This window comes from Mesorhizobium sp. WSM4898 (assembly GCF_029625845.1).
In the GTDB taxonomy this organism is placed as follows: domain Bacteria; phylum Pseudomonadota; class Alphaproteobacteria; order Rhizobiales; family Rhizobiaceae; genus Mesorhizobium.
Window position 1 is genome coordinate 291,525 of record NZ_JARTVQ010000002.1, and the last position, 22,842, is coordinate 314,366.

Here is a 22,842-nt window from a genome sequence, read left to right on the forward strand (position 1 = left end):
ACATTTTCACCTGCCTTGGTCTAGTGTGCGCCGATAACCGAGAGGGCGGAGAAAAATCTGCTCTCCTACGCGGTCAAAGTCTTGGGAGGATGCGATCTAGGCGCGGTTACTCGCTGCCGCCGGACACCGGAAACAGATCGGACGCGTTTAAATTGCAAGGCCTCGTGCCTTGCATTTTTTTTGTGCAATCATCTGCTTAGGACCACGACCTGCCAAACAGCATTATGCTGCGTTAGCCCTCAAAATCGGAAGTCGGCTTCCGATTTCAACCAGCACGGGCGCGGGTTGATCAATACTTGCGGAACTGTGCAGGGCGCTAGCGGCCGGCAGTATGAGTAAAGTCCGGCACGATGTGCGGGATGTCGTCGAAGCCGAAGCCGAGCCCCCTTGTCAGGCCGTAGAAAATGCCGATCACGATCGCGGTGACGACCGTCGTGCGGATCGCCGCGCGCAGCATGTGCGGTCCCTTCGGCGCGCTCGAGACCGTGCCGAGCGTCACGTCCTTGTCCTCATCCTGGGTGCGCAGGCTGAAGGGCAGCACCGCGAACAGCACCAGCCACCAGGTGACGAAGAACAGTGCGACAAAGGAAACCCAGTTCATGCCTGCTCCAATTCGACCAGCGTGCCGAAGAAGTCCTTGGGATGCAGGAACAGCACCGGCTTGCCATGCGCGCCGATCTTCGGATTGCCGTCGCCGAGAACACGCGCGCCGCTCGCCTTGAGATGGTCGCGCGCGACGAGGATATCGTCGACCTCGTAGCAGACATGATGCATGCCGCCCGACGGGTTCTTCGCGAGGAAAGCCGCGATCGGTGAAGCGTCGCCCAGCGGCTCCAGCAGCTCGATCTTGGTGTTGCCGACATCGACGAACACAACCGTGACGCCATGTTCCGGCAGCGCCTGCGGCTCGCTCAGCCGAGCGCCCAGCGTATCGCGATACGCAGCTGTCGCCGCAGCCAGGTTCGGCACGGCAAGCGCGACATGATTTAGGCGTCCGAGCATAAGCGCTCCGAAAGTTAGGGGAGTAGGGGGTAGGAAAAACTCCGAGCTATTTGCTATTCCCTACTCCCTTATTCCCTTATTCCCGTACTCCCCTACTCCCTTATCTAGTGACAAACACCGTCACCAGCGGCTTCTTGCCCCAGGCTTCGTTGGCGGCGCCGCGGACGGCGCGGCGCACGGCCTCCTGCACAAGGTCGAGGTCTTTTCTGCGCTGGCGGGGGATCGAGTCCACCGCGCCGATTGCCGCATCGAGCATCAGGTCCTCTAGCGTCTCGCCGCTGGCATCGGCCTCGGCGACGCCGATCGCCACCAGATCGGGATCGCCGGCTAGCTCGTATTTCTCGTCGAGCACGACGTTGACCGCGACATGCCCGGCATAGGACAGCTTGCGCCGGTCGCGTATGCCCATCGCCTGGTCGGTTCCGATCAAGTATCCATCCTTGTAGAGGCGGCCGAACGGCACCTGGTCGATGATCGTGGCCGGACCGGGCCAGAGCCTCAGCATATCGCCGTCGCGCACCTGTGCCACCTGGCCGATGCCCGACATCGACATCAGCGAGCCCTGCGCCACCAGATGCGCCGCCTCGCCGTGCACCGGCACGCCGATCTGCGGCCGCACCCATTCATACATCTTCCGCAATTCGCTGCGGCGCGGATGGCCGGAGACATGCACCAGCGCGTCGCCGTCCTCGATGATCTTCATGCCGAGGTCGATCAGCCGGTTCTTGATCTCCAGGATCGCCTTCTCGTTGCCGGGAATGGTGCGCGAGGAAAACACCACCGTGTCGCCGGCCGTCAGCGCCACCGACTTCATCTCGTCGCGCGAAAGCTTCGCAAGTGCGGCCAGCGGCTCGCCCTGGCTGCCGGTGCAGATGACCACCAGATTCTCGCGCGGGATATAGCCGTAATCCTCCTCGGCAATGAATTCCGGCAGGCCGTCCATGTAGCCGAGTTCGGTCGCGACATCGATCACGCGCTTCAGCGAGCGGCCGAGCACAAGGCACTGGCGGCCGGCGTCCCGCGCAGCCTTGGCGATCGAAACGATGCGCCCGACATTGGAGGAAAAGGTGGTGACCGCGACGCGGCCCTTGGCGTTTTCGATGACGCCTTTCAGGCCCTCGCCGACCGCCACTTCCGACGGCGACTCCCCTTCCCGCAGCGCATTGGTGGAATCGCAGATCAGCGCCAGCACGCCCTTGTCGCCGTAAGCGCGGAAGCGCGCCTCATCCGTCTTGGGGCCGATCGTCGGCGCCGGATCGATCTTCCAGTCGCCGGTGTGGATTACCGTGCCGGCGGGCGTAGCGATCGCCAGCGACATCGGCTCGGGAATGGAATGCGCAACCGGGATGGCTTCGATCTCGAACGGCCCGATAGTGAACGTCTCGCCGGCCCTGTAGATCATTGCCGGGATTTTTGGCGCGTTCTGCTCGCCCTGCCGTTTGGCCTCCAGCAGGCCGGCGGTGAACGGCGTCATCCAGACCGGCACTTTGAGCTTCGGCCAGATATCGAGCAGCGCGCCGTAATGGTCCTCATGCGCATGGGTTACGACCACGCCGCGCAAGCCGTCGAGGTTCTCCTCGATGAAGCGTGTGTCGGGCAGGATCAGATCGACGCCCGGATGCGCGCTGTCCGGAAATGTGACTCCGACATCGACTACGATCCATTCGCGCGCGTCCGCGGGCCCGTAGCCATAGAGGGCGAAGTTCATGCCGATCTCGCCGACGCCGCCGAGCGGCGCGAAGACGAGTTCGGCGTTCTCAGTATTCGCCATAAATCCTTTCCTTCCTGGCCAGTCAGGCCAAGCCAATCAAATCAAGTCGTCAAAGACGGGCCGACGCGACCGCGCCGAAATGCACGTCGCCGGCCGCGATCGTCAAAACAGTTCCGTCATCGTCGCGGATCACGAAACGGCAGTCCTCGTCAATGGTTTCGAAGACGCCGCGCACCACATTGCCGTCAATTCTGACAGCAACCTCGCCGCCGAGCCCCGCGGCGCGCGCCAACCAGCGTTTCCTGATCGCGCTAAGTCCCCGCCCGTCGTCCCACAATCTGAAATTCTCGCTCCAGGCATCCGAGAGCGCCAGGAACAGCATCTCGGCATCGCAATTGGCACCCAGCGCCTGCAGCGACGTCGCCGGATAAGGCAGATCCTCGGGGTATGCCACGACGTTGACGCCGATGCCGACGGCAACCGCGAAACGGCCGCCTTCGAGCAGGGTCGATTCCAGCAGGATGCCGGCAAGCTTGGCGCCGGTGGCGAGCACGTCGTTCGGCCATTTCAGCTCGAAGCGGTTGCGTCCTTCGCTGGCTCCGTCCAGGCCAACGGCGATCCGGCCTTGCGGGACGACGGCATCGAGCGCGTCGGCCAATGCAAGCCCGGCGACGAAGCCAAGCGTCGCGGCGAGCCGCAGCTCGCCATTCGGAACCAGAAGCAGCGTCGCCGCCAGATTGCCTTCAGGCGTCGCCCAGGCGCGGCCGCGCCGACCGCGTCCGCTTTCCTGCTTCTTCGAGACGACCCAGAGTTTTCCCGGATCGCCCGCGCGCGCGTGCTCCAGCGCCAGCGCGTTGGTCGAGCCGACGCTGTCATGGGCCTCGAGCCGGAACCCCTCCGACGCCGCGGTTGGAGCCAGCCGAAATGCCATCCCGTCAGAAGAAGGTCTTGGCGGCGGCTTCGGCATAGCTGCCGATCGGCCCGCCGATCAGCACATAGAACAGCACGAAGGCGCCGCTGACGCCGAGCACGAGGCGCAATTCGCTGGCCATCGGCACAAAGCCGCCGACAGGCTCGTCGAACCACATGATCTTGATGATGCGCAGGTAATAGTAGGCGCCCACCACCGAAGCCAGCACCCCGATGATCGCCAGGGCATAGAGATGCGCGTTGATGGCGGCGAGGAACACGTACCATTTCCCCCAGAAGCCGGCGAGCGGCGGAATGCCGGCCAGCGAGAACATCAGGATGGTGAGGATGGTGGCCATGATGGGATTGGTCGAGGCGAGGCCCGCCAGATCGCCGATCTGCTCGACATTGCCCTCCTTGCGCCGCATGGCGAGGATGAAGGCGAAGGTGCCGAGCGTCATCACCAGATAGATCAGCATGTAGATCGCCACGCCGCGCACGCCGGCCTGGCTGTTCGCGGCAAGGCCGACCAGCGCGTAGCCCATATGACCGATCGAGGAATAGGCCATCAGCCGTTTGATGTTGGTCTGGCCGATCGCGGCGAAGGCGCCGAGCGCCATCGAGGCGATCGAGATGAAGACGACGATCTGCTGCCAGTCGGCGGCGATCGGCTTGAAGGCGCCCATGGTGACGCGCACGATCAGCGCCATCGCCGCCATCTTCGGGGCGGCGGCCAGGAAGGCGGTGATCGGCGTCGGTGCGCCCTCATAGACGTCCGGCGTCCACATGTGGAACGGCACCGCCGAGATCTTGAAGGCGAGGCCGGCGAGCACGAAGACCAGGCCGAAAACAAGGCCGAGCTGACGTTCGCCGCTGCCCAGCGCCGTCGCGATCTCGTGAAAGCCGGTGTTGCCGGTATAACCGTAGACCAGCGAGATGCCGTAGAGCAGCATGCCCGACGACAGCGCTCCGAGAACAAAATATTTGAGGCCGGCCTCGGTCGAGCGGACATTGTCACGGTTGATCGCCGCCAGCACATAGATCGCCAGCGACTGCAGCTCGAGCCCGAGATAAAGGCCGATCATGCCGTTGGCCGAGATCATCAGCATCATGCCGAGCGTGCACAGCACGATCAGCACCGGATATTCGAACTTGTCGAAATGCTCCTGCCTGGCAAACCGCATCGACATGACGAGCGTGACGGCCGAGCCGATCAGCGCCAGCATCTTCATGAAGCGGCCGAAGGAGTCCTGGACGAAAGCGCTGCCATAGGCAGACCCCTCGCCGCCGGAGAAAGCCAGCCAGAGGCCGGCGATCACAAGCACCGCGACCGCGAGCCCGGTCACCGTCGTGGTGTTGTTGGAGCGCGAATAGGCACCCACCATCAGAAGCGCCAGCGCGCCGATGGCGAGGATCAGTTCCGGCGTTGAGAGCGAAAGGCTGGAGAGAAGGTCCGGCGTCATGGTATTTCCCCGGTCAGTTCGCCGCCGCGGTCTGCGCGGAATTGATGGATGCGGTGACGTTGGTGACGAGCGCCTTGACCGACTGCGTGGTGGCATCGAACACAGGCGCCGGATAGACGCCGAAGAAGATCACCAGCACCACCAGCGGGTAGATGATCGCCTTCTCGCGCGTCGACAGATCGAGCAGGTTCTTCAGGCTCTCCTTGGTCAGCGCGCCGAAGATCACGCGGCGGTAGAGCCAGAGCGCATAGGCTGCCGACAGGATCACGCCGGTAGCGGCGAAGAACGCCACCCAGGTGTTGACCCGAAACACGCCGAGCATGGTCAGGAACTCGCCGACGAAGCCGCTGGTGCCCGGCAGGCCGACATTGGCCATGGTGAAGATCATGAACGCGGTCGCGTATTTCGGCATGTTGTTGACCAGCCCGCCATAGGCGTCGATTTCGCGCGTATGCATGCGGTCATAGATGACGCCGACGCACAGGAACAGCGCGCCGGAGACGAGCCCATGGCTGAGCATCTGGAACATCGCGCCCTGCACGCCCTCCTGATTCATCGCGAAGATGCCCATGGTGACGAAGCCCATATGGGCGACCGACGAATAGGCGATGAGCTTCTTCATGTCCTCCTGCATCAGCGCCACCAGCGAGGTGTAGATGATGGCGACGACCGAGAGCGTGAAGATCAGCGGCGCGAACATCTCCGACGCCAGCGGGAACATCGGCAGCGAGAAGCGCAGGAAGCCGTATCCGCCCATCTTCAACAGGATGCCGGCCAGGATGACCGAACCCGCCGTCGGCGCCTCGACATGCGCGTCGGGCAGCCAGGTGTGCACCGGCCACATCGGCATCTTCACCGCGAAGGAGGCGAAGAAGGCGAGCCACAGCCAGGTCTGCATGTTGGCCGGGAAGTTATGCGTCAGCAGCGTGGTGATGTCGGTCGTGCCGGACTGGAAGAACATCGCCATGATGGCGAGCAGCATCAGCACCGAGCCGGCAAGCGTATAAAGGAAGAACTTGAACGAGGCATAGACGCGCCGCTTGCCGCCCCAGACACCGATGATGATGAACATCGGAATCAGGCCGCCCTCGAAGAAGACGTAGAAGAGCACAATGTCGAGCGCGCAGAACACGCCGATCATCAGCGTCTCGAGGATCAGGAAGGCGATCATGTAGGCCTTGACGCGCTTCTCGATCGCATCCCACGAGGCCAGGATGCAGAGCGGCATCAGGAAGGTGGTCAGGATGACGAACAGCATCGAGATGCCGTCGACGCCCATATGGTAGGAGATGCCCGAATCCAGCCAGGCGTGCTTCTCGACGAACTGGAAGCCGGCCTGCGAATTATCGAAGCCCTTCCAGATGAACAGCGACACCACGAAGGTGAACGCCGTCGTGATGAAGGCGATCGAGCGGATGTTGCGGCGCGCGTTTTCGCTGTCGTCGCTGATCGGCAGAATGAGCAGAACACCAACCAGCGGCAGGAAGGTGACCAGCGAGAGGATTGGCCAGTCGGTCATCAGAGCATCATCCAGGTGACGAGAGCGGCCACGCCGATCAGCATGGCGAAGGCATAGTGGTAGAGGTAGCCGGTCTGCAATTTGACGACGCGGTTGGTGACGTCGACGACGCGCGCCGAGATGCCGTCGGGGCCGAGCCCATCGATGATGGCGCCGTCACCCGTCTTCCATAGGAACCGGCCGAGGCGCTTCGCCGGCCGCACGAAAAGGAAGTCGTAGAGCTCGTCGAAATACCATTTGTTGAGCAGGAAGCCGTAGAGCAGGCGATGGTTGGCGGCGACGCTCCGGGGCAGTTCCGGCGAGCGGATGTAGAACTTCCACGCGACCGCAAAGCCGATGACCATGGCGATGAACGGAGCCAGTTCCACCCACAACGGCAATTCGTGGATCTCGTGCAGGATGTGGTTGTCCGGCAGCGTGAACAGCGAGGCCTTCCAGAACTCGGCATAGCCCTCGCCGATGAAGGCGCCGTGGAAGATGATGCCGGCAAACAGCGCGCCGGCAGCCAGCACGTAGAGCGGCACCAGCATCACCGGCGGCGATTCATGCACGTGATGCATGACCTCGTGGCTGGCGCGCGGCTCGCCGTGGAAGGTCATGAAGATCAGCCGCCAGGAATAGAAGCTTGTGAAGGCGGCGGCGATCACGAGCAGCACGAAGGCAAAGCCCGCGACCGCGTTGTGGCTGGCAAAGGACGCTTCGATGATGGCGTCCTTGGAGAAGAAGCCGGCGGTGCCGATCACCGTCGCCGGGATCCCGACGCCGGTCAGCGCCAGGGTGCCGATCACCATCATCCAGTACGTCTTGGGGATGAGCGTCCTCAACCCGCCCATCAGGCGCATGTCCTGCTCGTCGGAGACGGCGTGGATGACCGAGCCCGAGCCGAGGAAGAGCAGCGCCTTGAAGAAGGCATGCGTGAATAGATGGAAGATCGCCGCGCCATAGGCGCCGACGCCGAGCGCCACGAACATATAGCCGAGCTGCGAGCAGGTCGAATAGGCGATGACGCGCTTGATATCGTTCTGGACAAGGCCGACGGTGGCCGCGAAGAAGGCGGTGAAGGCGCCGATGAAGGTGACGACGGTCAGCGCCGAATGCGACAGCTCGAACAGCGGCGAGAGCCTCGCCAGCATGAACACGCCGGCCGTCACCATGGTCGCGGCATGGATCAGCGCCGAGACGGGCGTCGGGCCTTCCATGGCATCGGGCAGCCAGGTGTGCAGCGGCACCTGCGCCGACTTGCCCATGGCGCCCATGAACAGCAGCAGGCAGACCACCGTTAGCGCCGTGTGCTTGTCGAGCGCATGGCCGAGGAAGGTGAGCACCGCGGCGCCCTCCGGCGCGCCTTCGGCCGGAAGGAAGGAGGCTGCGTTGGCAAAGACTGTGCCGAGATTGACCGAGCCGAACAGCACGAAGACGCCGAAGATGCCGAGCGCGAAGCCGAAGTCGCCGACGCGGTTGACGACGAAGGCCTTGATCGCCGCGGCGTTGGCGGAGGGCTTCTTGTACCAGAAGCCGATCAGCAGATAGGAGGCGAGGCCGACGCCTTCCCAGCCGAAGAACATCTGCACCAGATTGTCAGCCGTCACCAGCATCAGCATCGCGAAGGTGAACAGCGACAGATAGGCGAAGAAGCGCGGCCGGTTCGGATCGTGGTGCATGTAGCCGATCGAATAGATATGGACCAGCGCCGACACGGTGTTGACGACGACCAGCATCACCACCGTCAGTGTGTCGATCCTGAGCGCCCAGGCGACGTCGAGCCCGCCCGCCTGGATCCAGCGCAGCACCGGCACGGTGAACACTTCGCCATGGCCGAAGCCGACGGTGAAGAAGGCGATCCACGACAGCACCGCCGCGATCACCAGGAAGCCGGAAGTGATGTATTCGGATGCCTTGGCGCCGAGCGAATTGCCGAACAGGCCGACAATCAGGAAGCCGAGCAGCGGAAGGAAGACGATGGCCTGGTACATGGTTGTTCCCGTCAACCCTTCATCTGGTTCACGTCTTCGACCGCTATCGAGCCGCGGTTGCGGAAGAAGACGACAAGAATGGCAAGTCCGATCGCGGCCTCCGCCGCGGCGACCGTCAGCACGAACAGGGCGAATACCTGCCCTACGAGGTCATGCAGCGCCGCCGAGAAGGCGACGAAGTTGATGTTGACCGCGAGCAGGATCAGCTCGATCGACATCAGGATGACGATGATGTTGCGGCGGTTCAAAAAGATGCCGAACACGCCGAGCGTGAACAGGATCGCCGATACGGTCAGATAATGCGCGATGCCGACGACCATCTCAGATACCCTCGCCCGACTTGACCTTGCGGATTTCCATGCCCGTTGCCGGCGTGCGGCCGACCTGCGCGGCGATCGACTGCCGCTTGACGCCTTCCTTGTGGCGCAGCGTCAGCACGATGGCACCGATCATGGCGACCAGAAGCACGAGGCCGGCGATCTGGAAATAATAGAGATAGTCCGTGTAGAGGATGTCGCCGAGCGCCGCCGTGTTGGAGCGCGCGGCGAGGTCCGGCGTTGCCTTGGCCACCGTCGAGGCAAGCTGCGGCGCGAAGCTGTAGCCGCCGAGCACGACGATCAGCTCCGCCGCCAGGATCAGCCCGACCAGCGCGCCGATCGGCGCATATTGCAGCGCGCCCTGCTTCATCTCCGCGAAGTCGACGTCGAGCATCATGACGACGAACAGGAACAGCACCATCACCGCGCCGACATAGACGACGAGCAGGATCATCGCCAGGAACTCGGCGCCGGTCAGCATGAACAGGCCAGCGGCATTGAAGAAGGTGAGGATCAGGAACAGCACGGAATGCACAGGGTTGCGCGACGAAATGACCATGAAAGCCGACGCCACGGCGATAAAGGCGAAGAGGTAGAAAAAGACCGCCTCTAGTCCACTCAGCATGGGGTTCCCTCGGGTTCCTGTCCGAACACTGGCTCAGCGCCCCTGCTCGATGTCGCCGCCGCCTCCGGCTGGCAAAGTTGCGTGTTCCTATCGCATGTTCCGATCGGGTTGAAAGACCCGATCGAAAGAAACATGCGACACTCTTTTCATTCCGGAGGATGATCTGGTCCGAAAGTCTGCAACTTTTCGGGGACCATCCTTTGGACGAGGCCCTCGCCCCGTCCATGCGTCAAATCTCAGCGATAGGGCGCGTCCAACGCGATGTTGCGCGCCAGCTCACGCTCCCAGCGATCGCCGTTCGCGAGCAGCTTTTCCTTGTTGTAGTAAAGCTCCTCGCGCGTCTCGGTCGCGAATTCGAAATTCGGCCCCTCGACGATGGCGTCGACCGGGCAGGCTTCCTGGCAGAAGCCGCAATAGATGCACTTCACCATGTCGATATCGTAGCGCACGGTGCGCCGCGTACCGTCGTTGCGGCGCGGGCCGGCTTCGATGGTGATCGCCTGTGCCGGACAGATCGCCTCGCAAAGCTTGCAGGCGATGCAGCGCTCCTCCCCATTGGGGTAGCGGCGCAGCGCGTGCTCGCCGCGGAAGCGCGGGCTGGTCGGTCCCTTCTCGTGCGGATAGTTGATCGTCTCCTTCGGCGCAACGAACTGGCGCATCGACAGGAAGAAGGCGCTGACGAAATCCTTCAGCAACAGGGCCTTTGCGGCTTGGGCAAGAGCGGACATCACGCAAACCCCGTGATCTTGAGGAAGGCCGCGGTGGCGACGACCATGAACAGCGAGATCGGCAGGAAGACCTTCCAGCCTAGCCGCATCAGCTGATCATAGCGGTAGCGCGGCACAAACGCCTTCACCATCGAGAACATGAAGAACACCAGGCAGACCTTGAGCACGAACCAGATCAGGCCCGGCACCCAGGTGAAGGGCGCGAAATCGAACGGTGGCAGCCAGCCGCCGAGGAACAGGATGGTGGCCAGCGCGCACATCAGGACGACGGCGACGTACTCGCCCAGGAAGAAGAGCAGGAACGGCGTCGACGAATATTCGACCATGTGTCCGGCGACGAGTTCCGATTCCGCTTCCACCAGATCGAAGGGCGGACGGTTCGTCTCGGCCAGCGCCGAGATGAAGAACACGATGAACATCGGGAACAGCGACAGCCAATGCCAGTCGAGGAAGGTGTTGGGCAGGCCGAGCTTGGTGCCGAGGCCATCCTGCTGCGAGAGCACGATGTCGGAGAGGTTGAGCGAGCCGACGCAAAGCAGCACGGTGACGATGACGAAGCCGATCGACACCTCGTAGGACACCATCTGCGCGGCTGAGCGCAGCGCGCCCAGGAACGGATATTTCGAGTTCGACGCCCAGCCGCCCATGATCACGCCGTAGACCTCGAGCGAGGAGATGGCGAAAACATAAAGGATGCCGACATTGATGTTAGCAATAGCCCAGCCTTGATTGACCGGAATGACCGCCCAGGCCGAGATCGCGAGCACGGCTGAGACCAGCGGCGCCAGCAGGAAGACGCCCTTGTTGGCGCCCGACGGGATCACCGGCTCCTTGAAGACGAATTTCAAAAGGTCGGCGAAGGCCTGCAGCGTGCCCCAGGGACCGACCACGTTCGGGCCGCGGCGCAGCTGCACCGCAGCCCAGATCTTGCGGTCGGCATAAAGCACGTAAGCCACAAAGATCAAAAGAACGACGATCAGCACGACCGACTTCAACAGGATCAGCAGCGCCGGCAGCACGTAGAAGGAAAAGAAGGTGTCCATGCTTATTCCGCCGCCTGCTTGAAGCCGCTCTTGGCCAGCGCCGAGCACTCAGCCATCACGGCCGAGGCCCGCGCGATCGGGTTGGTGAGATAGAAGTCCTTCACCGGCGAGGTGAAGGTGCCCTTGTTCAAGCGTCCGCCGAGCTTCGCCGCCCTGGCAACGCCGTCGGCGCTGCCCGCCGCGACATGATCGACGCGGGCAAGATGGGGGTATTCGCCATAGAGCTTCGCGCGCAGCTGCGCCAGCGAATCGAACGGCAGCTTCTTGCCGAGCACATCCGACAGCGCCCGCAGGATCGCCCAGTCCTCGCGCGCTTCGCCCGGGGCGAAACCGGCGCGGTTGGTCTGCTGCACGCGGCCTTCCGTGTTCACATAGGTGCCGGACTTTTCGGTGTAGGCAGCAGCCGGCAGGATGACATTGGCGCGGTGTGCGCCCACATCGCCATGCGTGCCGATATAGACGACGAAGGCGCCGCCGGTCTTGGCCATGTCGATCTCGTCGGCGCCAAGCAGGAACAGGAGATCCGTCGCGCCCAGCATGCCGGCGACATTCTTGCCGCCCTCGCCCGGCACGAAGCCGACGTCGAGCCCGCCGACTCTGGCCGCCGCGTTGTGCAGCACCGCGAAGCCGTTCCACTCGGCCGTGACGGCATTGACGGCCATCGCCAGCCTTGCCGCCTGGCCGAGCACTGCCGCGCCGTCCGAGCGCGCCAGGGCGCCCTGGCCGACGATGATCAGCGGATGCGCTGCATTCTTCAGCACCTCGAAGAACTTGCCGTTGCCGTCGGCCAAGTCCTTCAAGGATTCTGGGCCGGCGCCGATGAGCTCGTAGTCATAGCGCGTGTCGCCGATCTCGCCGATGACGCCGATCGGCAGGTTGCCGACGCGCCAGCGCTTGCGGATGCGGGCGTTGAGCACCGAAGCCTCGAAGCGCGGATTGGCGCCGACGATCAGCACCGCGTCGGCCTGCTCGATGCCTTCGATGGTCGGATTGAAGATGTAGCTCGCGCGGCCGAGCGACGGATCGAGCGCAGCGCCGTCCTGGCGGCAGTCGATGTTCTTGGAGCCGAGCGCCGCCATCAAAAGCTTGAGCGCATAGATTTCCTCGACCGCGGCGAGGTCGCCGGCGATCGCGCCGACGCGCTCAGGGGCGGTCTTCGACACCTCGTCCTTGATCGCCGCGAAGGCTTCCGCCCAGCTTGCCGGAGCAAGCTTGCCGTTCTTGCGAACGTAGGGACGATCGAGGCGCTGGGTGCGCAGGCCATCCCAGATGAAGCGCGTCTTGTCCGAGATCCACTCCTCGTTCACGGCCTCGTTGACGCGCGGCAGGATGCGCATCACCTCGCGGCCGCGGCTATCGACGCGGATCGCCGAGCCGACGGCGTCCATGACGTCGATCGACTCCGTCTTGGTCAGCTCCCACGGCCGCGCCTGGAAGGCGAACGGCTTGGAGGTCAGCGCGCCGACCGGGCAAAGATCGATGACGTTGCCCTGGAGCTCCGAGGTCATCGCCTGTTCGAGATAGGTGGTGATCTCGGCATCCTCGCCGCGGCCGATCAGGCCGAGTTCGGAGATGCCGGCGACTTCGGTGGTGAAGCGGACGCAGCGCGTGCAGTGGATGCAGCGGTTCATCACCGTCTTGACCAGCGGACCGATATACTTGTCTTCGACCGCCCGCTTGTTCTCATGGTAGCGCGAGGAGTCGACGCCGAAGGCCATCGCCTGGTCCTGCAAGTCGCACTCGCCGCCCTGGTCGCAGATCGGGCAATCCAGCGGATGGTTGATCAGCAGGAACTCCATCACGCCTTCGCGGGCCTTCTTGACCATCGGCGTGTTGGTGAAGATTTCCGGCGCTTCGCCGTTCGGGCCGGGGCGCAGGTCGCGCACGCTCATGGCGCAGGAGGCCTGCGGCTTGGGCGGGCCACCCTTCACCTCGATCAGGCACATGCGGCAATTGCCGGCGATGGACAACCGCTCATGGAAGCAGAAGCGCGGCACTTCCGCGCCGGCGTCCTCGGCCGCCTGCAGCAGCGTGTAATGGTCGGGTACCGTGATCTCTTTCCCGTCGACCTTGAGCTTTGCCATTCGCCTCAAACCCTCGCGGATTTCCCGCAATCTTTCGTTCCGGGGCGCGACTGCGCCCGGCATTTCATCTCACTATTTGGCGGCCAGCGCCGCCGCTTGGCCAGTCCAGTCGTCGCGGCCGACGCGGCCGGCGAGCGACAGGTAATCCTCGACCCAGGCGATCTCTTCCGCGGTCCAGGCAGCGATCTGGTCGTAGGACCAGATGCCAAGACCATTCAGCACCTTCTCCAGCTTCGGCCCGATGCCCGATATCGCCTTCAGGTCGGACGGCTTTGCCGGCTTGTCGATCGCCTTGGGCTGCCTGAAATCTTCCGGCATCAGACCGGTCGCGGCCGTTCCGGCTACCGTGTCGCCTCTCGCGTCGAGCGCCTTCTCAGCGCTGGCGTTCGCCGCGATGTCGGTCACATCCCTGGCGAAGGTCTGCGCCTCGGCGATCAGCGTCTCGGTCGCCTTGCGCGCCTTGGACGAATTGTTGGCGGCTTCGGTCCGCGCCTCGAGATCGTCGAGGAACGGCTGGAGCATGCGCTGCGAGGCTTCGACGGCGCCGGAGAACGCGCCCACCCAGACACCCAGGGCATGGTTGGCGAAACCGATGCCTACCGCCGATAGTGCAGCCACGCCCGCGACAGGATGCGCCATCAGGTTGACGGCGCTGGCCATCTCCCTCGGCATCATCTTGGTCAGGTCCGGGTTCATCTTCTCGAGTTCGTCCAAATAAGGCATCAGCGGGTAGGCTATCGAATACGGCGCCATAGACATCTCCTGGTCGTTTCTTCGTACGCCCCGCCCCTGCTTTCCGTCCCGGGCAATGCCCGTCTTGCAAATCTATTCCGCCGCCGCCATCACCGGCTCGACCCGGTGCGCGTTGCGCGAAAACTCGTCGATGCGGCGCTCCACCTCGCCACGGAAATGCCGCATCAGGCCCTGGATCGGCCAGGCCGCGGCATCGCCCAGCGCGCAGATCGTGTGACCTTCCACCTGCTTGGTGACATCGAGCAGCATGTCGATCTCGCGCTTCTGCGCTTCGCCGCGCACCAGCCGTTCCATCACCCGCCACATCCAGCCGGTGCCTTCGCGGCACGGCGTGCACTGGCCGCAGCTCTCATGCTTGTAGAAGTAGGAAAGCCTGGCGATCGCCTTCACGATATCGGTCGACTTGTCCATGACGATGACAGCCGCAGTGCCGAGGCCGGATTTGAGGTCGCGCAATGCATCGAAATCCATCGGCGCGTCGATGATCTGCTCGGCCGGCACCAGCGGCACCGAAGCGCCGCCCGGGATGACCGCGAGCAGATTGTCCCAGCCGCCGCGAATGCCGCCGCAATGCGTCTCGATCAGTTCGCGGAACGGGATCGACATCGCCTCTTCGAAGGTGCACGGATTGTTGACGTGCCCGGACACGCAGAAGAGCTTGGTGCCGGCATTGTTCGGCCGGCCGAAGGACGAGAACCAGGCAGCACCCCGGCGCAGGATCGTCGGCGCCACGGCGATGGATTCGACGTTGTTGACCGTGGTCGGGCAGCCATAAAGGCCGACATTGGCCGGGAATGGCGGCTTCAGTCGCGGCTGGCCCTTCTTGCCCTCGAGACTTTCGAGCAGCGCCGTCTCCTCGCCGCAAATATAGGCGCCGGCGCCGTGGTGCATATAGACGTCGAAGTCGTAGCCGGAGGTGTTGTTCTTGCCGATGAGCTTGGCCGCATAAGCCTCGTCGATGGCGCGCTGCAGCGCCTCGCGCTCGCGGATGAACTCGCCGCGCACATAGATGTAAGCAGCGACCGCGCCCATGGCGAAACCGGCGACCAGCGCGCCCTCGACCAGCGTATGCGGATCGTTGCGCAGAATGTCACGGTCCTTGCAGGTGCCAGGCTCGGATTCGTCGGCATTGATGACGAGATAGCTCGGCCGGCCATCGCTCTGCTTGGGCATGAACGACCATTTCAGGCCGGTCGGGAAGCCGGCGCCGCCACGGCCGCGCAGGCCGCTTGCCTTCATTTCGTTGATGATCCAGTCGCGTCCCTTGGCGATCAGGCCGGGTGTATCGTCCCACATGCCGCGCGCCTGCGCTCCGGCCAGCGACTTGTCGAAGAGGCCGTAGATGTTGGTGAAGATGCGGTCTTTGTCCTGAAGCATTGTTCGTCCCTCAGACCGGCTTCTTGCCGAAGACGCGGATGTACTCGGCGACGCCGCCCTTGGCGAGCGCCTTGGCCTGCTTCGCCCAGTCGTCGCGCTCGATACGGCCGCGGAAATTGAGATAGCCGTCGACCCATTCGCGCTCGGCCTTCCTCCACGCAGAGACCTGCGCGAAAGTATAAATGCCAAGCGAATGCAGGACGCCTTCGATCTTCGGACCGACACCGGAGATCAGCTTCAGATCGTCGACCGTTGCCGGACGCGCGATCCCGGCCGGGCGGTTCTTGTCCTCGAGCGAAGGCTTGGCCGTCTTGGTCGCAGGCTGCTTCGCTTCCGGCGACTTGAAGGCGGACGCCGGCTCGGCCTTGGCCTTCGGCCCGCTGCGCGGCTTCGAAACCGCCTCGACTTCCGGAGAAGCCTGGTTGGCATTGGCTGCGGAGTGGCGCGGCGCCCTGACGCTGGCCGCCTTCTCGGTGGCGGGCGAAACCTTGACCGGCGACGGTGTCCTTAGTGCCGGACTGGTTTCGGGCGCGTCGGTTTTCGGCTTGCCGGATTTCGATGGCCCGACAGGGGCCGAGGGCGGCGCGGCAGGCGCCTGCGAGACGACGGCGGCGGATGCAGTAGCCGGCGCTGCGGCAGCGGCTTGTCTGGCTGCCTTCGCGGCGGCCTTGGCTTCCTTGTCGCGGGTGGATTTCAGGATTGCCTTCTCGCTCTTCAGCGTCGTCAGGCCCGTGGCCGGCTCCGAACCGATGCGGCCGTTCTGCGGACCGGGCTTCACCTCGGCGCCTTTGCCGGCTTCATAGAGATCGATGATCTCGGCAAGGCGCTCCGGCGTCAGGTCTTCGAACGTGTCCTTGAAGATCATGACCATCGGCGCGTTGACGCAGGCGCCGAGGCATTCGACTTCCTCCCACGACAGCGTGCCCCTGTCGTTGGTATGGAACTGGTCGTGATGGATCTTAGACCGGCACACATCCATCAGCGCTTCCGAGCCGCGCAGCATGCAGGGCGTGGTGCCGCAGACCTGGATATGGGCGCGGGTGCCGACCGGATTGAGCTGGTATTGCGTGTAGAAGGTGGCGACCTCGAGGCCGCGGATGCGCGGCATGCCGAGCATATCCGAGATCGTCTCGATCGCCGCTTTCGTCACCCAGCCTTCCTGTTCCTGAGCGATCATGAGCAATGGGATGATGGCCGACTGCTCGCGTCCCTTCGGATATTTGGCGATCCACTGCTGCGCCGCCGCAGCGTTCGCCTCGTTGAAGGCGAAGGAGGCTGGCTGGACGCTGGCATCTGCGAGACGGCGGACTGACATTTAGCGATCGACCTCACCAAACACGATGTCGAGGGAGCCAAGCACGGCGGTGACGTCGGCCAGCATGTGGCCGCGGCACAGGAAATCCATGGCCTGCAGATGCGCAAAACCCGGCGCGCGCAGCTTGCAGCGATAGGGCTTGTTGGTGCCGTCGGAGACGAGATAGACGCCGAACTCGCCCTTCGGCGCCTCGACAGCCGCATAGACCTCGCCGGCCGGCACGCGGTAGCCCTCGGTGTAGAGTTTGAAGTGATGGATGAGCGCTTCCATCGAGCGCTTCATCGCCGCGCGCTTCGGCGGCACCACCTTGCCGTCGAGGTTCGATACCGGGCCACCGCTTTCCTTGCCGAGCAGCAGATCGACGCACTGGCGCATGATCTTCGCCGACTGGCGCATCTCTTCCATGCGCACGAGATAACGGTCGTAGCAGTCGCCGTTCTTGCCGATCGGGATGTCGAAATCCATCTCGGAATAGCATTCATAAGGCTGCGCCTTGCGCAGGTCCCAGGCCGCGCCCGAGCCGCGCACCATCACGCCCGAAAAACCCCAGGCCCAGGCGTCGGCGAGCGACACCGTGCCGATGTCGACATTGCGCTGCTTGAAGATGCGGTTGCCGGTGAGCAAGGCGTCAAGGTCGTCGACCGACTTCAGGAACGGATCGATCCACTTGCCGATATCCTCGATCAGCTTCTGCGGCAGGTCCTGATGCACGCCGCCTGGCCGGAAGTAGGCCGCATGCATGCGCGAGCCGGAGGCGCGCTCATAAAACACCATCAGCTTCTCGCGCTCGACGAAGCCCCACAGAGGCGGCGTCAGCGCGCCGACGTCCATCGCCTGCGTCGTCACATTGAGGATGTGCGACATGATGCGGCCCATTTCGGAATAGAGCACGCGGATCAGCTGGCCGCGCTTCGGCACCTCGATGCCGAGCAGGCGCTCGGCCGCGAGCGCGAAGGCATGCTCCTGGTTCATCGGCGCGCAATAGTCGAGCCGATCGAGATAGGGCACCGCCTGCAGATAGGTCTTGGCCTCGATCAGCTTCTCGGTACCGCGATGCAGCAGGCCGATATGCGGATCGACGCGGTCGACCACCTCGCCGTCCAGCTCCAGCACGAGACGCAAAACGCCGTGCGCAGCAGGGTGTTGAGGCCCAAAGTTAATGTTAAAATTGCGGACGGAGGTTTCAGCCATTGTGGCGCCTCAATTTGGCTTCGCCTTTTCATCGCCCGGAAGGACGTAATCCGTTCCCTCCCATGGGCTCAAAAAGTCAAAGTTTCTAAATTCCTGCTTCAATTCCACCGGTTCATAGACGACTCGCTTGGCCTCGTCGTCGTATCGAACCTCGACGAAGCCGGTCAGCGGGAAATCCTTGCGCAGCGGATGCCCTTCAAAGCCGTAGTCGGTGAGGATGCGGCGCAGGTCCGGATGGCCGGAGAAGAGCACGCCGTAGAGATCATAGGTCTCGCGCTCGAACCAGTCGGCGCCGGGATAGACGCCGGTCAGCGACGGCACCAGCGTCTCCTCGTCGGCCTGGACCTTGAGGCGGATGCGGACGTTCTGCTTCGGCGACAACAGGTGGTAGACGACGTCGAAGCGCTTGGCACGCGACGGATAGTCGGCGCCGCAAATGTCGATGATCGAGACGAACTGGCAGCGCGGGTCGTCGCGCAGGAAGGTCGCGACCTCGGTCAAGTTGCCCGGCTCGACGCAAACCGTCAGTTCGCCATAAGCAAGCACCGTTTCGCCGATGCGGCCGGAGAGCTTCTCGCCGAGATAGGTGGAGAGTTCGTGCAACGCCAAGGCCATTGGTTCACCGTTCGATCGTGCCGGTGCGGCGGATCTTCTTCTGCAACAGGAGAATGCCGTAGAGCAGCGCTTCGGCGCTCGGCGGGCAGCCGGGGACATAGATGTCGACCGGCACGATGCGGTCGCAGCCACGCACCACCGAATAGGAATAGTGATAATAGCCGCCGCCATTGGCGCACGAACCCATCGAGATGACGTAGCGCGGCTCCGGCATCTGGTCGTAGACCTTGCGCAGCGCCGGCGCCATCTTGTTGGTCAGTGTACCCGCGACGATCATGATATCGGACTGGCGCGGAGACGCGCGCGGCGCGACGCCGAACCTCTCTGAGTCATAGCGCGGCATCGAGGTGTGGATCATCTCGACCGCGCAGCAGGCGAGACCGAAGGTCATGAACATCAGCGAGCCGCTGCGCGCCCAAGTGATCAGCGCCTCGGTCGAGGTGACAAGGAAGCCCTTGTCGGCCAGCTCATTATTGATCTCGAGGAAGAAGGGATCGTCCTCCCCCACCGGCCTGCCGGTGTTGGGATCGATGATGCCCTTAGGCTTCGGCGCGACGAGGGTGCCTGAACTGTCGTTCAATCCCATTCTAGCGCTCCTTTTTTCCATTCATAGGCAAAGCCGATGGTCAGCACCGCCAGGAATACCATCATCGACCAGAAGCCGAGCATGCCGAGCTTGGAGAAGGACACCGCCCACGGGAACAGGAAGGCGACCTCGAGATCGAAGATGATGAACAGGATCGACACCAGGTAGAAGCGGATGTCGAACTTCATGCGGGCGTCGTCGAATGAGTTGAACCCGCATTCATAGGCGGAAAGCTTTTCCGGATCGGGATTGCGGTAGGCAACCAGGAACGGCGCAACGATCAGCGCCAGGCCGACAACCATCGCCACTGCGATGAAGAGCACGATGGGCAGATACGAACTTAGGAGTGCGCTCATGCGGCGACTTTCCTTCGGCGGCCAGTTCACTTTGATTACAGCAACGGACTCTAAGGCGGAAGCGTGACAGTTTAACCCGCTGAACCGTTTTAGGTGGCCTATGCTGCGACGCGGCGAGGGTTAGCGCAGCGGTTTCGGCGACGCAAGTCAAACCTTGTTCAAAATCCGGCCCTGGACGCCATATCGGAAGAAACTGGTCCGATCCGCTCCTGTTTGATTTCCTTCATGTTTTAGTCCACTTTTCTATCCTGACATATCTCCCGCCATTTGCCTGTTAGCATGGCCGGAATCACCGACTGGAAATCCCGGCAAAGGATCAGGGCAAGGTAGCTGGATGAAAGAAAAGATCTCGCTCGCCGCAGCAAGGCGCATTGCGCTCGGCGCGCAGGGTTTTACCGATGCGCGGCCGGCCGGCACGCCCGATCGTCGCCATCTCGCCCGTGTGCTTTCCCGAACTGGCCTGCTGCAGATCGATTCCGTCAGCGCCGTGGTGCGCGCCCACTATATGCCGCTCTATTCGCGCCTCGGCCCCTACCCGCTTGCGCTGCTCGACAACGCGGCCGTCACGCGCAAGCGAACCGTCTTCGAATACTGGGCCCATGAGGCTTCCTTCCTGCCCGTCGAGACCTATCCGTTGATGCGCTGGCGCATGCGGCGGGCCGAGAAAGGCGAGGAAATGTATCTCGGCCTCGCCAAATGGGGCCGCGAGCGCAAGGCGATGATCGAGGAGATCTACGGCCAAGTCGCGGAACGCGGGCCGATCGCCGCCTCCGACATCGAAGGCCACAAGGGCAATGGCGGATGGTGGGGCTGGAGCGAGGCCAAGCACGCTTTCGAATGGCTGTTCTGGGCCGGGCGCATCACCACCGCCTACCGGCGAGGATTCGAGCGCTATTACGACCTGCCCGAGCGGGTTCTGCCGCCGGCCATCCTCGACCTGCCGGTGCCCTCGGTCGAGGACGCGCATCGCCAATTGCTGCGCATTTCCGCCCGCGCCCATGGCATCGCAACCTATGGCGATCTGCGTGACTATTTCCGCCTGGCGCCTGGCGATACGAGAGCCAGAATCGAGGAACTGGTCGAGATGGGCGAACTGCTGCCGGTGAAGGTCGAAGGCTGGGACAAGCCCGCCTATCTCCACAAGGACGCCCGCTTTCCGCGCCGCATCGAGGCCCGCGCCCTGCTCGCGCCCTTCGATCCGGTGGTATTCGAACGCACCCGGACGGAAAAACTCTTCGGCTTCCGCTACCGCATCGAGATCTACACGCCGGCCGAGAAGCGCCAGTACGGCTACTACGTGCTGCCTTTCCTGCTCGGCGACCGGATCGTTGCCCGGGTCGATTTGAGAGCTGACCGGCCGGCCGGCGTGCTGCGCGTCCATGCGGCTTTTGCCGAAGCCGGCGCTCCCGCCGAAACGGCCGCACAGCTCTTCGATGAGTTGAAACAGATGCAGGCATGGCTCGGCTTGGAAACCATCGAGGTGACGCCGGCCGGCGACCTTGGGCCGGCGTTGGCCGACATTTCGGTGTCGTAGCCGCGCGTTGACATGCCAGCACCTCTAAGCCTAAATCCGCCGCAGACGGTCTCCTCCCGGCAAGGGGAGGAGCCAAGAGGGAATGCGGTGCGGGAAAACCCAAATCCGCGGCTGTCCCCGCAACTGTGAGCGACGAGCCTCAGCCGAAAACCACTGGGATGTTTCCCGGGAAGGCGGCGTAAGGCGACGACCCGCGAGCCAGGAGACCTGCCGTCTGAGACATGAGAATCCGATCGCTCGGCGGGTTTTCCGGGCAAGGAGCCTGGTTTTGGATCGCAACGTCAGTTTTCCGGCTAATACCGCGGACACTTCGTCCGAACCCCGCGACGCGCTATCGGAAGTGACCGTCATCGTCTGCTCCTCCTGCCGCGATGAGACCGGTTCGGACGCGCATCCGCGCGCCGGCGCCCTCCTTGCCGAAGACGCGCGCCGCGCCGCGCCGGACGAGAAAATCCGCATCCGCATCGTCGAGTGTCTCGGCAATTGCAAACGCCGCCTGAGCGCGGCGCTGCTGCGCGACGGCTGCTGGAGCTATGTCTTCGGTGACCTGGAAACGACCAGCGGCGCCGACCTCGTCATCGGCGCAAAGCTCTTTGCCACCTCGACCGACGGCCTCATCCCCTGGCGAGGCCGGCCCGATTCCCTCAAGCGCGGCCTGGTTGCCCGCATCCCTCCCCTCGACCTGCTGAAGGACTGACATGACCGCATCCCTCTCCCGTGTTCCCTGCACTGTCGTCACCGGCTTTCTCGGCGCCGGCAAGACCACGCTGATCCGCAACCTGCTCGAAAACGCCAAGGGCAAGCGGCTGGCGATCATCGTCAACGAATTCGGCGATGTCGGCATCGACGGCGAGATCCTGAAAGGCTGCGGCATCGACACCTGCCCAGAGGAAAATATCGTCGAGCTCGCCAATGGCTGCATCTGCTGCACCGTCGCCGACGATTTCGTGCCGGCGCTCGACCAGATCCTGTCGCGCACGCCGAAGGTCGACCACATCCTGATCGAAACCTCCGGCCTCGCTTTGCCGAAGCCGCTCGTCCAGGCCTTCCACTGGCCGACGGTGAAGAGCCGCGTCACCGTCGATGGCGTCATCGCCGTGGTCGACGGTCCGGCGCTGGCCGACGGCCGCGTCGCCTCCGACATGGACGCCCTGCAGGCGCAGCGCGCCGCCGACGATTCCCTCGACCACGACGATCCGGTCGAAGAGGTGTTCGAGGACCAGATCGCCTGCGCCGACCTCATCATCCTGTCGAAGAGCGATCTGATGGACGCGGCGGGCTCAGTCCGCGCCAATGCCGTCATCGGCGAGCATGTGGCGCGCGCCGTCAAGGTCGTGCCGACCGCGCAGGGCAAGGTCGATCCCTCCGTGCTGCTCGGTCTTGGTCTCGCGGTCGAGAACGACATCGAGAACCGCAAGACCCATCACGACGACGAGCTCGACCATGAGCATGACGATTTCGACTCCTTCGTCATCGATATCCCGTCCATCGCCAGTCCGGACGAGCTGGCCAAGCGCGTCGCCCTCGCCGCCGAGCAGGAAAACGTTCTGCGCGTCAAAGGCTTTGTCGAGGTGGGCGGCAAGCCGATGCGGCTGCTGCTCCAGGCCGTCGGCCCGCGCGTCAACCATTATTACGACCGCGCCTGGACGCCGGACGACGACCGCCGATCGCGGCTCGTCGTCATCGGCCTCAAGGGGCTGAACCGTCCGGCGATCGAGCGTATCCTCGCCGGCTGAGGCAA

At 63.6% G+C, this 22,842-nt stretch carries 22 protein-coding genes and 1 riboswitch; of the genes, 3 read left to right on the forward strand and 19 right to left on the reverse strand.

Features of this window, described 5'->3' with window-relative positions; genetic code table 11:
* Positions 1–316: 316 nt before the first annotated feature.
* The 19 genes from P9228_RS08860 to P9228_RS08950 all read right to left on the reverse strand — a co-directional run bounded on the left by P9228_RS08860 (position 317) and on the right by P9228_RS08950 (position 19,567).
* Positions 317–601 (reverse strand): DUF1467 family protein, encoded by a 285-nt coding sequence (locus P9228_RS08860; RefSeq protein WP_067001240.1) that lies wholly within the window; start codon positions 599–601, stop codon positions 317–319.
* A complete protein-coding gene (mce, locus tag P9228_RS08865; protein ID WP_095826197.1) occupies positions 598–1,002 on the reverse strand; it encodes a methylmalonyl-CoA epimerase in 405 nt (134 codons plus the stop codon). Before mce ends, P9228_RS08860 begins: the two co-directional genes overlap by 4 nt.
* A 100-nt stretch (positions 1,003–1,102) precedes the next feature.
* Positions 1,103–2,773 carry a ribonuclease J gene (locus tag P9228_RS08870; protein WP_095801977.1) on the reverse strand — a complete coding sequence of 557 codons (1,671 nt, stop codon included), beginning with the start codon at positions 2,771–2,773 and terminating at the stop codon, positions 1,103–1,105.
* A gap of 49 nt (positions 2,774–2,822) precedes the next feature.
* On the reverse strand, positions 2,823–3,644 hold the full coding sequence (locus P9228_RS08875; protein WP_067329185.1) for a biotin--[acetyl-CoA-carboxylase] ligase: 822 nt from the start codon (positions 3,642–3,644) through the stop codon (positions 2,823–2,825).
* 4 nt (positions 3,645–3,648) lie between these two features.
* The gene (nuoN, locus tag P9228_RS08880) at positions 3,649–5,085 is read right to left on the reverse strand and encodes an NADH-quinone oxidoreductase subunit NuoN (RefSeq protein ID WP_095829778.1); all 1,437 of its coding nucleotides are present in this window, start codon (positions 5,083–5,085) and stop codon (positions 3,649–3,651) included.
* Positions 5,086–5,098: 13 nt separating this feature from the next.
* Positions 5,099–6,604, reverse strand: a complete 1,506-nt coding sequence (locus tag P9228_RS08885; protein WP_095826201.1) for an NADH-quinone oxidoreductase subunit M — start codon at positions 6,602–6,604, stop codon at positions 5,099–5,101.
* Entirely contained in the window at positions 6,604–8,577 is a 1,974-nt protein-coding gene (gene nuoL / locus P9228_RS08890) for an NADH-quinone oxidoreductase subunit L (RefSeq protein ID WP_095826202.1), read from the reverse strand. The genes P9228_RS08885 and nuoL overlap by 1 nt, the downstream gene beginning before the upstream one ends.
* An 11-nt stretch (positions 8,578–8,588) precedes the next feature.
* On the reverse strand, positions 8,589–8,897 hold the full coding sequence (gene nuoK / locus P9228_RS08895) for an NADH-quinone oxidoreductase subunit NuoK (protein ID WP_066998791.1): 309 nt from the start codon (positions 8,895–8,897) through the stop codon (positions 8,589–8,591).
* Between the two features lies 1 nt (position 8,898).
* Positions 8,899–9,519, reverse strand: a complete 621-nt coding sequence (locus tag P9228_RS08900) for an NADH-quinone oxidoreductase subunit J (protein ID WP_066998787.1) — start codon at positions 9,517–9,519, stop codon at positions 8,899–8,901.
* 236 nt (positions 9,520–9,755) lie between these two features.
* The gene (gene nuoI / locus P9228_RS08905) at positions 9,756–10,247 is read right to left on the reverse strand and encodes an NADH-quinone oxidoreductase subunit NuoI (RefSeq protein WP_066998784.1); all 492 of its coding nucleotides are present in this window, start codon (positions 10,245–10,247) and stop codon (positions 9,756–9,758) included.
* Entirely contained in the window at positions 10,247–11,290 is a 1,044-nt protein-coding gene (gene nuoH / locus P9228_RS08910) for an NADH-quinone oxidoreductase subunit NuoH (RefSeq protein WP_066998780.1), read from the reverse strand. Before nuoH ends, nuoI begins: the two co-directional genes overlap by 1 nt.
* Positions 11,291–11,292: 2 nt before the next feature.
* Positions 11,293–13,374: an NADH-quinone oxidoreductase subunit NuoG gene (gene nuoG, locus P9228_RS08915; protein ID WP_278053061.1), complete on the reverse strand. Its 2,082-nt coding sequence runs from the start codon at positions 13,372–13,374 to the stop codon at positions 11,293–11,295.
* 72 nt (positions 13,375–13,446) lie between these two features.
* Complete coding sequence (locus tag P9228_RS08920; RefSeq protein WP_095826205.1) at positions 13,447–14,127, reverse strand: NADH-ubiquinone dehydrogenase; 681 nt, start codon at positions 14,125–14,127, stop codon at positions 13,447–13,449.
* Between the two features lie 72 nt (positions 14,128–14,199).
* The gene (gene nuoF, locus P9228_RS08925; RefSeq protein ID WP_066998771.1) at positions 14,200–15,504 is read right to left on the reverse strand and encodes an NADH-quinone oxidoreductase subunit NuoF; all 1,305 of its coding nucleotides are present in this window, start codon (positions 15,502–15,504) and stop codon (positions 14,200–14,202) included.
* A 10-nt stretch (positions 15,505–15,514) separates the two neighbouring features.
* A complete protein-coding gene (locus tag P9228_RS08930) occupies positions 15,515–16,819 on the reverse strand; it encodes an NADH-quinone oxidoreductase subunit E (protein WP_095801983.1) in 1,305 nt (434 codons plus the stop codon).
* The gene (locus tag P9228_RS08935; RefSeq protein ID WP_095779761.1) at positions 16,820–18,010 is read right to left on the reverse strand and encodes an NADH-quinone oxidoreductase subunit D; all 1,191 of its coding nucleotides are present in this window, start codon (positions 18,008–18,010) and stop codon (positions 16,820–16,822) included.
* Between the two features lie 9 nt (positions 18,011–18,019).
* Positions 18,020–18,625, reverse strand: a complete 606-nt coding sequence (locus tag P9228_RS08940) for an NADH-quinone oxidoreductase subunit C (protein WP_278053063.1) — start codon at positions 18,623–18,625, stop codon at positions 18,020–18,022.
* Between the two features lie 4 nt (positions 18,626–18,629).
* Positions 18,630–19,211, reverse strand: coding sequence for an NADH-quinone oxidoreductase subunit B (locus tag P9228_RS08945; protein ID WP_013531090.1), 582 nt, complete (start codon positions 19,209–19,211; stop codon positions 18,630–18,632).
* Positions 19,202–19,567, reverse strand: a complete 366-nt coding sequence (locus tag P9228_RS08950) for an NADH-quinone oxidoreductase subunit A (RefSeq protein ID WP_027169002.1) — start codon at positions 19,565–19,567, stop codon at positions 19,202–19,204. Before P9228_RS08950 ends, P9228_RS08945 begins: the two co-directional genes overlap by 10 nt.
* Positions 19,568–19,901: 334 nt before the next feature.
* Between P9228_RS08950 and P9228_RS08955 the strand changes: the two genes are divergently transcribed.
* The 3 genes from P9228_RS08955 (at position 19,902) to cobW (ending at position 22,837) form a co-directional block, all read left to right on the forward strand.
* Positions 19,902–21,101 carry a winged helix-turn-helix domain-containing protein gene (locus P9228_RS08955; protein ID WP_278053066.1) on the forward strand — a complete coding sequence of 400 codons (1,200 nt, stop codon included), beginning with the start codon at positions 19,902–19,904 and terminating at the stop codon, positions 21,099–21,101.
* 29 nt (positions 21,102–21,130) lie between these two features.
* A riboswitch (cobalamin riboswitch) is annotated at positions 21,131–21,331 on the forward strand.
* A 38-nt stretch (positions 21,332–21,369) separates the two neighbouring features.
* Positions 21,370–21,798 (forward strand): DUF1636 family protein, encoded by a 429-nt coding sequence (locus P9228_RS08960; protein ID WP_278053068.1) that lies wholly within the window; start codon positions 21,370–21,372, stop codon positions 21,796–21,798.
* Position 21,799: 1 nt separating this feature from the next.
* On the forward strand, positions 21,800–22,837 hold the full coding sequence (gene cobW, locus P9228_RS08965) for a cobalamin biosynthesis protein CobW (RefSeq protein ID WP_278053070.1): 1,038 nt from the start codon (positions 21,800–21,802) through the stop codon (positions 22,835–22,837).
* Positions 22,838–22,842 lie beyond the last annotated feature (5 nt).